Source organism: Dysgonomonas sp. Marseille-P4677 (genome assembly GCF_016652235.1).
Taxonomy (GTDB): domain Bacteria; phylum Bacteroidota; class Bacteroidia; order Bacteroidales; family Dysgonomonadaceae; genus Dysgonomonas.
Genome location: NZ_JAEPKU010000114.1, coordinates 1 through 13795 on the forward strand (window position 1 = coordinate 1; position 13795 = coordinate 13795).

General features: G+C 35.8%; 16 protein-coding genes and 1 pseudogene. 9 read left to right on the forward strand and 8 right to left on the reverse strand.

Features of this window, described 5'->3' with window-relative positions; all coding sequences use genetic code 11:
- The 4 genes from JGH11_RS20295 to JGH11_RS15545 form a co-directional block, all read left to right on the forward strand.
- On the forward strand, positions 1-180 hold a 180-nt coding region (locus JGH11_RS20295; protein ID WP_236264028.1), incomplete at its 5' end, for a hypothetical protein.
- A 66-nt stretch (positions 181-246) separates the two neighbouring features.
- Positions 247-519, forward strand: a complete 273-nt coding sequence (locus tag JGH11_RS15535) for a helix-turn-helix domain-containing protein (RefSeq protein ID WP_201113337.1) — start codon at positions 247-249, stop codon at positions 517-519.
- A gap of 27 nt (positions 520-546) precedes the next feature.
- Entirely contained in the window at positions 547-843 is a 297-nt protein-coding gene (locus JGH11_RS15540) for a helix-turn-helix domain-containing protein (protein ID WP_201113339.1), read from the forward strand.
- 110 nt (positions 844-953) lie between these two features.
- Positions 954-1565, forward strand: coding sequence for a phage integrase SAM-like domain and Arm DNA-binding domain-containing protein (locus JGH11_RS15545; RefSeq protein ID WP_201113341.1), 612 nt, complete (start codon positions 954-956; stop codon positions 1563-1565).
- 101 nt (positions 1566-1666) lie between these two features.
- On the opposite strand, the gene JGH11_RS15550 is transcribed toward JGH11_RS15545, so the two are convergent.
- Positions 1667-2170 carry an ORF6N domain-containing protein gene (locus tag JGH11_RS15550; protein WP_201113343.1) on the reverse strand — a complete coding sequence of 168 codons (504 nt, stop codon included), beginning with the start codon at positions 2168-2170 and terminating at the stop codon, positions 1667-1669.
- Positions 2136-2375 (reverse strand): annotated as a pseudogene (locus JGH11_RS15555) (tyrosine-type recombinase/integrase); the annotation flags it as partial. The pseudogene JGH11_RS15555 and the gene JGH11_RS15550, both read right to left, overlap by 35 nt.
- 291 nt (positions 2376-2666) lie before the next feature.
- Here JGH11_RS15555 and JGH11_RS15560 point away from each other — a divergent pair.
- From JGH11_RS15560 to JGH11_RS15575, 4 genes are all read left to right on the forward strand, one after another.
- Positions 2667-3896 carry a site-specific integrase gene (locus JGH11_RS15560; protein ID WP_201113345.1) on the forward strand — a complete coding sequence of 410 codons (1230 nt, stop codon included), beginning with the start codon at positions 2667-2669 and terminating at the stop codon, positions 3894-3896.
- A 202-nt stretch (positions 3897-4098) separates the two neighbouring features.
- Positions 4099-5337: a site-specific integrase gene (locus JGH11_RS15565; RefSeq protein WP_201113346.1), complete on the forward strand. Its 1239-nt coding sequence runs from the start codon at positions 4099-4101 to the stop codon at positions 5335-5337.
- 329 nt (positions 5338-5666) lie between these two features.
- Positions 5667-7010, forward strand: a complete 1344-nt coding sequence (locus JGH11_RS15570) for a phosphatase PAP2 family protein (RefSeq protein ID WP_201113347.1) — start codon at positions 5667-5669, stop codon at positions 7008-7010.
- 292 nt (positions 7011-7302) lie between these two features.
- Positions 7303-9606: a hypothetical protein gene (locus JGH11_RS15575; protein ID WP_201113348.1), complete on the forward strand. Its 2304-nt coding sequence runs from the start codon at positions 7303-7305 to the stop codon at positions 9604-9606.
- Positions 9607-10181: 575 nt separating this feature from the next.
- Here the strand turns inward: JGH11_RS15575 and JGH11_RS15580 are convergent.
- The 5 genes from JGH11_RS15580 to JGH11_RS15600 form a co-directional block, all read right to left on the reverse strand.
- Positions 10182-10478, reverse strand: coding sequence for a helix-turn-helix domain-containing protein (locus JGH11_RS15580; protein ID WP_201113358.1), 297 nt, complete (start codon positions 10476-10478; stop codon positions 10182-10184).
- A 1-nt stretch (position 10479) separates the two neighbouring features.
- Positions 10480-10755 (reverse strand): helix-turn-helix domain-containing protein, encoded by a 276-nt coding sequence (locus JGH11_RS15585; RefSeq protein ID WP_370567609.1) that lies wholly within the window; start codon positions 10753-10755, stop codon positions 10480-10482.
- A 71-nt stretch (positions 10756-10826) separates the two neighbouring features.
- Positions 10827-11063: a hypothetical protein gene (locus JGH11_RS15590; protein WP_201113349.1), complete on the reverse strand. Its 237-nt coding sequence runs from the start codon at positions 11061-11063 to the stop codon at positions 10827-10829.
- 504 nt (positions 11064-11567) lie between these two features.
- Complete coding sequence (locus JGH11_RS15595) at positions 11568-12332, reverse strand: EFR1 family ferrodoxin (RefSeq protein WP_201113350.1); 765 nt, start codon at positions 12330-12332, stop codon at positions 11568-11570.
- 32 nt (positions 12333-12364) lie between these two features.
- A complete protein-coding gene (locus tag JGH11_RS15600; RefSeq protein ID WP_201113352.1) occupies positions 12365-12952 on the reverse strand; it encodes a type 1 glutamine amidotransferase family protein in 588 nt (195 codons plus the stop codon).
- 231 nt (positions 12953-13183) lie between these two features.
- On the opposite strand from JGH11_RS15600, the gene JGH11_RS15605 reads away from it, so the two are divergent.
- The gene (locus JGH11_RS15605; protein ID WP_236264029.1) at positions 13184-13492 is read left to right on the forward strand and encodes a helix-turn-helix domain-containing protein; all 309 of its coding nucleotides are present in this window, start codon (positions 13184-13186) and stop codon (positions 13490-13492) included.
- Between the two features lie 78 nt (positions 13493-13570).
- Here JGH11_RS15605 and JGH11_RS15610 read toward each other — a convergent pair.
- A partial coding sequence (locus JGH11_RS15610; protein ID WP_201113356.1) for an SDR family oxidoreductase occupies positions 13571-13795 on the reverse strand: 225 nt, incomplete at its 5' end.

Consider the following 13795-nt stretch of genomic DNA (forward strand, 5'->3'; position numbering starts at 1 on the left):
TTTACCTTTTGCGATCCATTCTATCAGCTCATCTTCAAAAAAGAAAAGCTTTTTATCACGCTTATAGTTGGGCAACAAGCCTGCCAAAAAAATGCAGGTACGACAAATTACGACAAATTACGACAGAACGCGACAAAGCACGACAAGCAATTATATATCTGCTGTTTATACGATTTTTGATTTTATATTCGCTTTTGATTTGCAAGTCAATAGGTATTATGTATAGTTTTAATTAAATGAACTTTTATGGAAATAACAAACATAGATAAGGCTGTATTTGAAAACATGATTTTACAGTTCCGAAACTTTAAGAATAGAATTGATTCTTTATGCAGAAAGTATAAAAGCAAAGAATTAAGCCAGTGGATAGATAATCAGGATGTATGTTTAATGCTAAATATATCTCCCCGTACTTTACAGACCTATAGAGATACAGGAAGGATTAGTTTCAGCCGCATTAACAATAAAATCTACTATAAGGTTTCAGATATTGAAGAACTTCTGAAATCATACAAATAAAAGAATAAAACGTATAACTAAAATGCTATGGAAGAGTTGATCACAAAACGGAACAAAGATGTTATCTTATTTTTTGAAGGCTTGGAAGAAATCATTACCAGCTTAGAATCCACTTTCGAGGAAACCAGACCATTATTTAATGCAGAGCGTTATTTGACAGACAAGGAAGTTGCAGGAATATTGAAAGTCAGCCGAAGAACTTTGCAGGATTATCGTAATCAAGGAATAATTTCTTATATACTACTGGGAGGCAAAGTTTTATATAAAGAATCGGATATGGAAAAGACATTAAACAATAATTACATCAAAGCTTTTCGGGAGTAAAGAAATGGTAAGTCTACTTCTTTGAAAGAAAAGAGTGAAAATTGTCACATCCATACACGCTCTCTCTTTTCAATATAAATAAAATATTAACAAATTAAAACGACAGAATAATGAAAGCAACAATAAAAATTATACTTCGTAAGAATTATCAGACTAAAGAAGGGAAACAATCGGTATGTCTCATCTATACATCCTATAGGCGTACAACCTTTATAGGCTTAAATATATCCGTGAAGCCTGAACATTGGTGTGAAGATAGAAGAATAATTCTTGCCGGAGAAAAATATCATCTTCAGTATAACAAAATTCTTAATGAGAAATATGATAAAGCCAAAGAAATTATTTTCGATTATTATACAACACCTCTTTCAACAAAAGCCTTTGTCGCCGAATTAAAAAATAGGGAGCATCGTAATATAGACTTTTATGCTTTTGTTGAGAATGAATTGGAATATCTCAAGATATCAAAAGCCAAGCGGACAATAGAGAACTACTGCAGTTTTATTAACAAGATGAAAGAATGGAAACCTTCCTTGCTATTTAGTGAAATTACTTTAAAATATATTCAACGATTTCATAAATATGAAATTTCGTGTGGCAACCAACTCTCTACCATTTATAAAAAACATGCAAATTTTAAATTCTTACTGGGACTTGCTGTTGATAAAGGATGCCTGGTAAAAAATCTCTATGACAAATTTAAGATCAGGAAATTTGCGTAAGTTTTTAAAAAAAAGATTGCCTAAGAAATGAAAGGCAATCAGGGTAAAGGAAGGTATGCCAATTAATTTATGTTACTTTTATGGCATACCTTCAATATTTATCATTCTTCTTTCACATACCCAATTCTTTTTCTAGGCTTATTCTCTTCTTCCTTTTGGCTGGCTAGCTCTGTTAGAGCTTGATAAATATCATTGAACTGCAAATTTGTTTCTATCATAAAGGTTTCCAGCTTTTGATTGAGTTCTATGTAAACAGATGAGAACTCTCTGATTTTTACAAAAACTCTCATTATTGAAATATTGATCTCAATAGCAGTTTCACTTCTCAGTACACTTGACAGCATTGCTACTCCTTGTTCAGTAAAGGCAAAAGGCTGATAACGTGCTCCACCCCAACTTGAGGTCACAATTTGTGACCTCAAGTTAAGCCATTCCTCTTGACTTAATTCAAACATAAAATCGGAAGGAAAGCGTTTTAAATTACGTCTTACTGACTGTTTTAATACTTTCGTTTCTACTTGATAAAGTTCTGCAAGATCGAAATCAAGGATAACTCTGTAGCCACGAATCTCATATATCCTGTTTTGTATTACTTGCAATTCCATTATTTTCTGTATTAGAATTATTACCAAATAATTTATTATCTACACTCATCATATCATCCAAAATACTTTCATCCAATACACGAGCATAATGTTGTGTCATCCGTGTGGATGAATGTCCTAACATCTTAGCTACATTTTCCATAGTTACTTTGTTGGCTAACGTGACGCTGGTAGCAAATGTATGTCTTGAGCAATGCATAAACAGTAGTAAAGCAGCATTTGGCGAGGATGGGAAAACTAAGCGTAACTTGTTTTAAATGAATCGGATTGCTTGAATTTGCTGTTTTGTCAAAAAGCTAAATAAAGTAAAATATAGCAGTCTTTCAGTTACCAATCCGTTACCCTGAAAGTTACCGAGGTCAAACAGGTAACACTCAGTAGATGACAGAAGTTGATGCGGGTTCTTATGCTTTGATTCACATTATTTTGCATAACAAAGAGCACTTATATAACCGATAACTTTGCCTTTGGCAAAGTCCATAAAACGATAAGTGTTATGAAACAAGAAAAATTCAAGGTTCTGCTCTACCTCAAAAAGAGCTCTGTTAACAAATCGGGCAAGGCTCCTATTATGGGAAGAATCACTGTGGATCATTCGATGGCACAGTTCAGTTGCAAACTATCTTGCAAAGAATCCCTTTGGAATGCCCGTGAGAGCCGCCTGAACGGAAAAAGCCGCGAGGCTGTAATTACCAATGCTAAATTAGATAAACTATTGCTGGCTATCAATGATGCTTACAAGGCATTGGTCGATAGAAATAGCCCTTTTGATGCCAAGGATGTCAAGCATCTGTTTCAAGGGAGTATGGATGCCCAAATGACCCTGCTCCGGCTTTTTGACCGGCATATTGCTGAAATGAAAGCACGAGTAGGCATTGATGTATCCCATCGAACCGTACCCAACTATATCTATGCCCGACAACGACTGGGAATATTTATCAAGAAGCGATTTAACGCTTCTGACCTGGCCTTCAGCCAGCTTAATGAACAATTTATCAGAGAGTTTCAGGATTTTCTTGTCATTGATGAAAGTCTGGCTGTTGAGACTGTGCGTCATTATCTAGCCTATCTAAAGAAAATTTGCCGGATCGCTTTTAAGGAAGGACATGCAGACAAACACTACTTTGAAAAGTATCCACTTCTAAAACAAAAAGAGAATCCACCAAGAACCCTGAGCCGGGAAAACTTTGAGAAAATTAGGGATTTGAAGTTGGAAGAGCATCAAGGCTCACACATCATCGCCCGTGACTTATTCCTTTTTGCGTGTTATGCAGGTACGGCTTATGTGGATGTGGTAACCATAACAAACGACAATCTATCGAAAGATGATGCAGGTAACCTCTGGCTAAAATACAAACGAGGGAAAAACGGTAGCCTGTGTCGGGTAAAATTACTCCCCGAAGCTATTGAGCTGATTGAAAAATACAAAGATAAATCACGAAAGACATTGTTTCCCTATATGGACTACCAAGCCTTAAAGTATCGTTTGTACAGCATCCGGGAACTGGCAGGCTTTCAGGGTGCTCTGAGCTACCATATGGGCAGGCATTCGTTCTCGACCCTGATCACGCTTGAAGCAGGTGTCCCGATAGAAACAGTTTCCAAGATGCTGGGTCATGGAGATATCAAAACGACGCAAATCTATGCCCGTGTTACCCCCAAGAAGCTTTTTGAAGACATGGACAAGTATATCGAAGCAACCAAAGATTTAAAGTTAGTACTCTAGCTATTAGTAAGCTTCAAACAAAAAAAGAAATGACTATCTGATAGATTACCTAAAATAATTATAAACAACAGTATGTGAGCCGGATATAATAAGATGTTGGATTTAGTATAATCTACTGATATATAGATTTCAAAACTAATCTTTAGGTACAATATACGATAGTCATTAAAAGAAGCAAGAAAAAGTAAAATATAACAACATCATGCAAAAGACAGAGCAAAAACACACACGCAGTACATTTAATATTTTATTCTATATCAACCGCAGTAAGATAAAGGCAGATGGAACAACAGCTATCCTGTGCCGTATCTCTATCGACGGGAAACAAACCGTACTTACAACAGGTATCTATTGCCGACCTGAAGAATGGAATCCCAAGAAAGGAGAATTAAAGATCACTGATAGCCTAAACGGAAATGAAAGGAAGAATAATCAGCTACAAGCCTTTCGTAAACGGATTGAACGAACCTATGAGACCATCCTTAGAGAGCAGGGAGTTATCAGTGCGGAGCTACTCAAAAATACACTGACTGAAATAAACAAAGTACCGACCATGCTACTGGAAGCAGGTGAAGAAGAAAGGGAAAGACTGAAAATTCGTTCAGCGGAGATAAAATCGACATCTACTTACCGTCAATCAAAAATTTCGCAGAGTAACCTGCGGGAATATCTTCTTTCACTGAAAATGAAAGATATCGCCTTCTCGGATATAACTGAAAGCTTTGGAGAGAATTACAAGCTCTATCTGAAAAGCAAAGAGTATCGTTCAAGCCATATCAACCATTGCTTTACCTGGCTCAACCGGTTGATCTATATTGCCGTGGACAGAGAGATTATCCGCTTCAATCCACTGGCTGATATCCCTTATGAGAAGAAAGAAGCTCCCAAATTGCAACATATCAGCAGAAGCCAGTTAAAAACAATTATGGACACTCCATTACCCGACAAGTTACAGGAACTGACACGCCGGGCTTTTATCTTTTCAGCTTTTACAGCGCTTGCCTATGCAGATGTAAAAGGATTGTATCCTCACCACATTGAAAAAACAGCTGAAGGAAAGTCTTATATCAGAACACGGAGAAAAAAGACGGACGTGGAAGCCTTTATTCCCTTGCATCCCATTGCCGAACAAATATTATCGCTCTACAATACGGAAGATGATACTAAACCGATCTTTCCTCTGCCTAACAGAGATAGAATCTGGTACTGCATTAATGAGATCGGCTTTTTGGCAGGTGTTAAAGGGAATCTAAGCTATCATCAAAGCCGCCATACTTTCGGGACTCTTTTACTCTCGGCTGGTATTCCTATTGAAAGTATCAGCAAGATGATGGGACACAGCAATATTTCCTCTACACAGGTTTATGCTAAAGTAACAGATGATAAAATATCGGAGGATATGGACAAGCTGATCGAGCGGAGGAAAGTCATATATAAATAATACATAGCAATATTGAAACCGATGTCAGAGAGGTAGATAAATAGATAGCAGGAGAGGGATGAATGGTCGGAAGAAATTCCGATCACTCTTTTATTTCCTATGTTTTGAAGAAAACAGGAGGGATTTTTATTTGATCTCGTTTTATTATTCACTTGTATATAATAAATTATATACTGATGTTTTTGTTTACATATTTAGAGATTGTTTATAATTAAGAGATTATGTGCAAAGTTTGTTACTTGTTAGATGTTTGGTTAGATTGTACTTTGGAAATATAACATAAAATCTTTATTTTTGATTTTATTAACACTTTCAAAGCACTCTATAATATGAAGTATTTTCTGTTTATTTTCGCTATATTATTTTCATCAGCTTTTCTCTACAGTCAGAATCTATACCCGCCATTGATAATTGATTCCAGCTATTATAAACCTGCAAAAAAAGATACCTTCTGGAAACATACTATTGCACCCGCAGTCTTTGTTGGACTATCCGTTACCTCGTGGGAAGCAGACGATAATGTACGAACCATTCGCAACCGCTACACTCCCGATTTTCGGAGCACACTCGACAATTATACCCAATACGCTCCGGTTGCTACAGTCTTCGCATTGAAAGCCGCAGGAGTAAAAGGGAGAAACAAAATCGGACGCTCTGCCATCAACTGGGGTGGAGGTATGCTAATCATGGGAGGACTGGTCAACGGACTTAAATATTCTACCAAGGTGATGCGTCCCGATGGCTCGACCAAAAACTCATTTCCCTCGGGACATACAGCTACTGCCTTTATGAACGCCACCTTTATGCACAAAGAGTACGGGCATATTAATCCGCTGTATAGTGTATTGGGATATTCTATGGCCACCTATACGGGCGTTAGCCGAAGCCTGAACAATCGCCACTGGCTCTCCGATATTCTTGCCGGAGCAGGTATTGGTATTTTGTCTACCGAACTGAGCTACCTCATAATAGATCAGTTTTATAAGAACAAAGGCGATTTCTTTATTCCTTTCGACATACAAGAAGAACTTGAGAATCCTTCGTTTGTTTCGATACGGTTAGGACAAGCTTTCTTTCTCGACGATTTTAAGTCGTTCGGAAAACTGGGGCTTGAAGGGGCTTTGGAAAGTGCCTATTTCTTCAATCGAAAATGGGGAATAGGTGGCGAAGCAGGCTTTATGCATATCCCTTTCGAACACGAAGCAATAGACCTGTTCGAGTGGAATGAATTGCCACTTGACATTAGCAATCAGCAAATGGATGTTCAGTCTCTGGGGTTTGCATCTTTGATGGTAGGAGGTTATTACAACAAGGTTTTAAGTTCGAAATTTCTTTTGCAAGGAAAAGTACTTACAGGCATCGGCACAGGTATCGGAGGGAATATTGATTTTATTGCCGACAAAAATGAGAATGGTACTATCTCTGAGATTAATGTCCCATTCCTCGAATACAGCGTAGGTACGTCGTGGGTTGTGGGAGGTGGAGTCTCTTTCACTGGTATGGTAGCTCCTACAATGGGACTATCTTTATACGCCGACTATAAATATGCTAATCCGAAAGCAAAAATATCTATATCGAAGTATTATGAGGAAATAGAAGATAAGCTGCTGGATGATGATCGCCTGCCAATAAGTTCTCTTACATTTGGAGTGAAATTAATTTCTTTTTTCTAAGAGCCTGTTGAGATTTTGTTCAACAAGGAATGTCTGTCTTTGAATATAACCGTTATATCAATGTAGTTGTGAAGCTCACTAAACTTCTCAAAATCCGTTTCTCTTTAGGGGAATAATAGTGCTTTTAAAACTGTCTTTTTAATAAGTATTTTCTTGAATAAAATAGTTTTAAAATCTTTAATAGTGACTTTTTAATATTTTTTAATTAAAAAATCACTATATTTACCACACAAATGCTTTCTTTTTAATATTAAGCAATTACAAAAGAATGTCAAAACTTAAAGCTAACTACATGAAATATCTACACCTTTTATTATTACTATTGTTTACTTGTACACAGCTTCAAGGACAAGTTACCATAGGAAGTGGAATCAAGCCGAATAAAGGAGCATTGCTTGACCTAAAAGAGTTTGAAACTACAGAGTCCGTAAAAGGGGGAACAACAGCTACAAAAGGCATCATGTTACCGAGGGTTGTTTTGAAAAGTCTGGATGAACTTACGATGGGAGATAATGTGATTAATAATGATACCGAAGGAACTTGGAAAGCCCATGAAGGATTGACTGTTTTTAATGTGCACGAAGATCTTTCTAAAAAGATATGTCGAGGTGTGTATGTTTTTAATTCTTCATCATGGATAAAACTGGGAGAGCCATGCCCTTTTTTCTTCAGAATTAATTGTGATGAAATAGAAGTTTCGGGAATTTATGAAGAATATGAACCTGTTGATGAGAATAACTATTTAACTATTCACTTAACTGATATTGATGAGTCTGCAAAAGGAGAAAAGCTATCTATATATACAGAAAGTAATAGTGGTATTACGTTTGATCTGGAAACAGTATTTTCTGGAGAACCAAATCAGACAGTTAAAGTTCCGGCATACGGAATACCAATGGGGAGTGGAACTTTCCATCATGATGTATATATCAATAATTTAGAATGTACTTTCATTATAAACATAGGAGAAATCCCTAACCCTTCAGTTAACTGTTCTGACGCTAGTGTTCAAGGAGTTTATATAAAAGGTAAAACTGTCAATGGAGAACAAGATTATATCAGTCTAACATTAGCTGATATCCCCGCATCAGCAAAGGACAAGTATTTCTATATCTATTCTAATAATGAGAATGGAATGGAATTCGAATTTGAAGGAGAATATTCCGGCGAATCAACCCAAATTGTTAATGTTCCGGCGATAGGAACACCGGCAAGTGCAGGAACTTTTACTTATGATCTATATATTAATTATGCACAATGTTCTTTCAATATCGAGGTAGAGCATACAATCGATTGTAATGCTACAAAACTTTTTGGAAAATTCATACAAGGTAAAGCTGTCAATGAGGATCAGGATTATGTCAGTCTAACTTTGACTAATATCCCTGAATCGTTAAAAGATAAACCATTGCACATATATTCCAATGAAGCGAATGGGATCAAATTTGAATTGAAGACAACATACGACGGATCATCCACACAGACTGTAAAAGTTCCGGCATCCGGTACTCCTACTACTCATGGCGATGTTACATACACCATAAATGTCAATAGTCTGACTTGTCCATTTAAAGTTCATACATTTGCTTCGGGCAATATCAATTATACCATATTGGATAGTGAAGGTATTATTAAAATACCAGCAAATTGGTCTATAACTTTAGGTGGACGAACAGGAAGGATTATAATGTATGAAGAAGGAAGATACTATTTTGATGATATAAATACTGGAAATATTGCGGCATCGGAGGTTAGTCTAAGTGCAGAACACTTAGTCACTAGAGTGTATGGAGGTGGAAATAATAAAATATATTACACATTGAAGATGCCTCCGATAACAGTAGAAAAATTGAAAACGGGATCCGATATTCTTCTAAAAGTTGAAAAAGTACGGAATATGCAATTTTATCGAGGCATAAATAATGCCGCAAAAGAATATTTAACATCCCCAACTACATGGCTTAATACAAATATGCTTGGATCTAACATATTGTCTGGTTCACAAGGTGATACTTACACGCCTTCGGGGCAATCCGCATCATTTATTATAGGCAATTATTATACAAGAAGCGAGGGGGATGTGTTGACTTTATCTTTTCATGCTTTTTCAGCAAATCAGAAGAATATGACATCACAAACTTCCAATAAAGAAACATACAAAAAGAATTTCTCTATTAAAGACATAAAAAATGGCATACTGGATTTTACCGGTGATACGAATCTGACACAGCTGACATTACGCCGTTCTTTCCGTATTAGAAGGCCTATATTGGGAACAAAAATCCCTAACTTGTCCGATGCAGTGACAGGTGATGCAGAGAGAAACAGCATTAGCCGAGGAGATGTGAAGCCTAATGGAACGACTGCTTTATCTGATAATGTTCATTATTTAGGAGGTGATAGCAATGGTTATGCTTCCGTTATTATTAATTATAATGATGGTTATTCTTCCAGTATCAATCACCAAGAAAAAATTAATTTCTATCATTATTCAGGTCTTTTGGGACTTGTCGGGAGTTATTATGCTTACCCTACTCTCAATGATATATTAAGTGCATCGCAAATCACTATGGTATATAATCTGTTAGGAAGATAGCAAGATTAATTACTATCTAACCATTAAAGTTATTTAGAGCCTGTTTAAACATTCTATAACTACATGATTATAAACATTAAATATCGAAAAAACAATAAAGATTATTAAACATAATCAGCTAAATGTTTAAATAAAAAATAGTCGGAGGTAGAATCTTTCGACCTCTCGTGGGCGTGGGGATGCTTCTTTCTTCTGATCTTTATATAAAAAGATAAACAGCAAATTCCGGTTTCCCTTTTTATGATCTGCTTATGAAGCGGCTTATGCTTCGCACCATATCCCTTTGGCAAAAATATATTGAATAAGCCAGGCGGTCAAATTCAGGCTCTATGAGTTTAGACGAAAATACCATGCCATCCGTTATCACTCCGGCATAGTATTTTCCTCTAAAAATTTGACACTTTGCTTTTTTCATCTTGGGGGCCAAAGGAACATAGCATGCGAAGCCGGCATCCGACGCATATAAGAGAAAGATATCCAAGGTCAACAGGAAACAAAAAAAGAAAAGAGGGGAACAAAAGCTGCTCTCCTCTTCCTCTGCATAAAACACGATTGGCGGAATCTCCTTAAACGCTCTATTTGCGAAAGGCTTCGATGTAATTTCCTTCCAACAACCTCCGGATGTCTGATTCTCTATACAGGATCTTACCTCCCAACTGTATGTAGGATATTACACCTTGACTTCGATAATCCTGCAAAGTTCTTCGGCTGACTTTCAGTAACCCCGATACTTCCCTGTCTGTCAAATAACGTTCACCGTTAAACAGGGGGCTGGTGTCACTGAAGGCTGTTTCCATACAGGTGATGATCTCTTCCAAGCCTTCAAAGAATGCAATAACGTCTTTATTGCGTTTGGTAATTAACTCTTCCATACTATTTTCCCGATTGTAAGAGTTTCTCAATATCCGAGACCCTGTAATAAATCTTGTGATTAATACGGCTGAAGTTGATTCTTCCTGTATCCCTGTAGGTCTGTAAAGTCCTGGGAGAGATATGGAGCATCATACATAAATCCTGGTTATCGATCCATTGATCCAGACCCTTGCTTTTATACCTGCCACACAGGGCGATTACCCTTTCCTTAAAACATTCGAACCGTGCGATCATGTTTTCAAATACGGCTTTGTCTATGTTGATTATTTCCATCATGAATTCTTTTAGTTAAAAATTTATACAATACCCGGTGATTTGCAAATCAGAAGCGAATATAAAATCAAAAATCATATAAACAACAGATATATAATCGCTTGTCGTTCTTTTTCGCGTTTTGTCGTAATTTGTCGTACCTGTATTTTTTTTTGGCGAAACAGGATATCTTTTTCTCGAATATCTTTAACTAAAAGTTTATAAGGATACAATATTGTATTTTGGAAATTCGTTTGCCTATATGTATCCATCCATCCATCCATCCATCCATCCATCCATCCATCCATCCGTCCATCCGTCCATCCGTTCATCCGTCCATCCGTTCATTCGTCCATCCATTCGTCCATCCATTCATCTATCCATTCATCTATCCATTCACCCATCCGTCCATTTATCATATCTTTCAAGGCGAATCATATTAACAACCCCTGTTGTTTGCGAGTTGTGTTTTTGTAAGACAAAATGAATTTGCCTTACAAAAACCTAACTCGCCCCTCTCCCTGAAGGTCGGGGGAGAAACAGCCTCCAAAGTCGGCTGTTTTAGATTAAAAATTAACGGCATTCAGAATTAACTTCGTTTTTTTTTCGTCAAATTTAGGCATCTTATATTATATCGTACTCGAATACTTATTTAGAAGGGTTGATACATTCCGATACGTTGTTTCAGGTTCTTATCGGTTGTAGAGCCATACAATACAGGTTTTTGGGTTAAAAATTCGATGTAAGTCATAATGTAACGGTTATAAAATAAAACAGCGATAACTGTTTAGTTATCGCTGTGGTATGGTTATAGTTTTTAAATAAATCTTCTTTAATTATAATTTCACATTAGGGTTTATATACCTTTCTCTTTTCGCTGTTCGTTTTTTATGTTGTATTGCTTTTTGTGGGCAGCGGTGTAAGCAAGCTAAACATTGTACACATCTATCTGCCGTCCATTTAGGTTTACCATTATGTGATGCAATTATGTTTACAGGACATATCTTTTCACATAGCTTGCAACCATTACAATCATCTGTAGTATAAAAATGCTTTGTTTTACGTCCATATTTATAAATTGGATGTGTGAAACACGCTTTTAGATAATCTATAAAATTGAATTTTGCATGAAGCAATTTTCTGTTTAGAATCTGTTTGGCTATGTCATTTATATGCTTATCTGCGTCGATAAACATATTTTCCTGTTCATTTTTCGGTGGTAAAAGATTCAGCAGTAAGATGTAATTATCAGGAAAGATAACATCCGAAACGCCGTTTAATTTGATTCCTTTCTTAGATAATAATCTTTCAAACTTATAAAATACGATTCCACGTTCTTTCCCATAAGTTACTATGGTATAAACATGTTGGCTTTTATAATTCTCCAAATATAGTTTTTCAATAAAGTCCCTAACAATTATAGGTATATCATAAAAATAAGTAGGGAAAATAAATGCCACCTTCTCATTATCTTCAATATAGAAGTTAAAATTTTGATTCTTAACACAATCACTAATAGAAATCGTTTTATCACCAACCATTTCGGCTATTTTTTGTGCTGTGTATTTGGTATTTCCTGTTGCTGAAAAATAGAATATCATATATACGGATTATATTCAATTATTATGGCTCTCTAAATACTGTATTGCCCGTATTTATAAAAGTGATAAAATTTTTCGTTGCTTTCAATCGAACCAACTTCCAAATAAGTTAATACTTCTTTGGCAAATTCTAAATAGGCTGTTCCGTTTGCCGTAACAATTTTGCCATCACGTATTACCTGTTTTTCAATATAATTACGTTCTCCCGTATAATCAGGGGCATATTTTTTCAAATCATTCAGGCTGTTGCTGGTATGTTTTATGTTATTCAGATAGCCGTTCATTGCAAGGAATAAAGAAGCATCACATATTGCCCCTATAAGTATATCTTTCTGCAAGGCATCTGCAATTAGTTTAGTTACCCATTTTACCTTTTCAGATTTCCACGATAGACCTCCAATCAGAATTAAAGCTGCATAATCGACAGGTAGAGTATCGTAATCGGGCAGATAAGTAAATCCTCCGAATGAGACAATCGGCTCTTTTGTAAATGCAAGCGTTTTAACATTGTACTTAACTTCCCCTCCTTCAAAACCGCCATTCATTAACAAAGAGGATAAAAAAACACTTTCCCAATCTGCAAAACCGTCTGTCAGCACAAAAATAACGTCTTTCTTCATAGTTTTTTGATAGTTAAATTATTTTATAGGATTCTGTTGTAAAAAAAAGATTCTATTTTAAAAATCACTAAATTCACACACAATATTACAGGTGATTTTGCTTATAAACAAGAGCTTACAAGTGTATAAGGAACGAACGTAAAAGTTAGTATTATTGATAGTGAATAATTTATGATTGATAAAATTTTAGAAAAATATCCTTCTGAGGAAAATTGCCCTTATAGATTAATTATGAATCATTTTGGTAATAAATGGTCAATGATTGTTATTATCACCTTAGCCAGTAATAGAACAATGAGGTTTAATGAGCTTGATAAAGCCATTGTCGGCATATCCCAGAAGATGTTAACTTCTACTCTCCAAGCATTAGAGAATGATGGATTTGTAAGCAGGACGATGTATCAGGAAATACCGCCCCGTGTTGAATATAAACTGTCTGACTTGGGGCTTAACTTATTGCCTTTAATCGAAAATGTAGCTGAATGGATTACTCAGTATTCTGGAGAAATAAATAAAGCTAAACAAGGCAGGGAGAGGTAATTATAATTATGATATAAAGAAGCAATAACTAAATTGTTATCGCTATTGTATAAGTAATTTTAAATTCTATATAATCAATTACCTAAGAAATGCTCCATTATTTATATCTATACAAACTCCATTTATATATTCTGGACTTTTAGTTGATAGCCAGAAGATTGTTTCTGCTATTTCGATTGGTTTAGCAAACCTTTTGGATATGACACTTTCCAATATCTTTTTTTGCCTTTCTTCAGGTATGTTATTCATCATATCGGTTTCAACAATTCCTGCTGCAACAGCATTAACTAAAATGCCTTTAGA

Excerpts from the sequence above, each read along its gene's own strand:
- JGH11_RS15595 (WP_201113350.1), bottom strand. The coding sequence starts at position 12,332 with ATGATATTCTATTTTTCAGCAACAGGAAATACCAAATACACAGCACAA.
- JGH11_RS15570 (WP_201113347.1), top strand. The coding sequence starts at position 5,667 with ATGAAGTATTTTCTGTTTATTTTCGCTATATTATTTTCATCAGCTTTT.
- JGH11_RS15535 (WP_201113337.1), top strand. The coding sequence starts at position 247 with ATGGAAATAACAAACATAGATAAGGCTGTATTTGAAAACATGATTTTA.
- JGH11_RS15605 (WP_236264029.1), top strand. The coding sequence starts at position 13,184 with ATGAATCATTTTGGTAATAAATGGTCAATGATTGTTATTATCACCTTA.
- JGH11_RS15565 (WP_201113346.1), top strand. The coding sequence starts at position 4,099 with ATGCAAAAGACAGAGCAAAAACACACACGCAGTACATTTAATATTTTA.
- JGH11_RS15575 (WP_201113348.1), top strand. The coding sequence starts at position 7,303 with ATGAAATATCTACACCTTTTATTATTACTATTGTTTACTTGTACACAG.
- JGH11_RS15580 (WP_201113358.1), bottom strand. The coding sequence starts at position 10,478 with ATGGAAGAGTTAATTACCAAACGCAATAAAGACGTTATTGCATTCTTT.
- JGH11_RS15590 (WP_201113349.1), bottom strand. The coding sequence starts at position 11,063 with ATGAACGGATGGACGGATGGACGGATGGATGGATGGATGGATGGATGG.
- JGH11_RS15545 (WP_201113341.1), top strand. The coding sequence starts at position 954 with ATGAAAGCAACAATAAAAATTATACTTCGTAAGAATTATCAGACTAAA.
- JGH11_RS15560 (WP_201113345.1), top strand. The coding sequence starts at position 2,667 with ATGAAACAAGAAAAATTCAAGGTTCTGCTCTACCTCAAAAAGAGCTCT.
- JGH11_RS15540 (WP_201113339.1), top strand. The coding sequence starts at position 547 with ATGGAAGAGTTGATCACAAAACGGAACAAAGATGTTATCTTATTTTTT.
- JGH11_RS15600 (WP_201113352.1), bottom strand. The coding sequence starts at position 12,952 with ATGAAGAAAGACGTTATTTTTGTGCTGACAGACGGTTTTGCAGATTGG.
- JGH11_RS15550 (WP_201113343.1), bottom strand. The coding sequence starts at position 2,170 with ATGGAATTGCAAGTAATACAAAACAGGATATATGAGATTCGTGGCTAC.
- JGH11_RS15585 (WP_370567609.1), bottom strand. The coding sequence starts at position 10,755 with ATGATGGAAATAATCAACATAGACAAAGCCGTATTTGAAAACATGATC.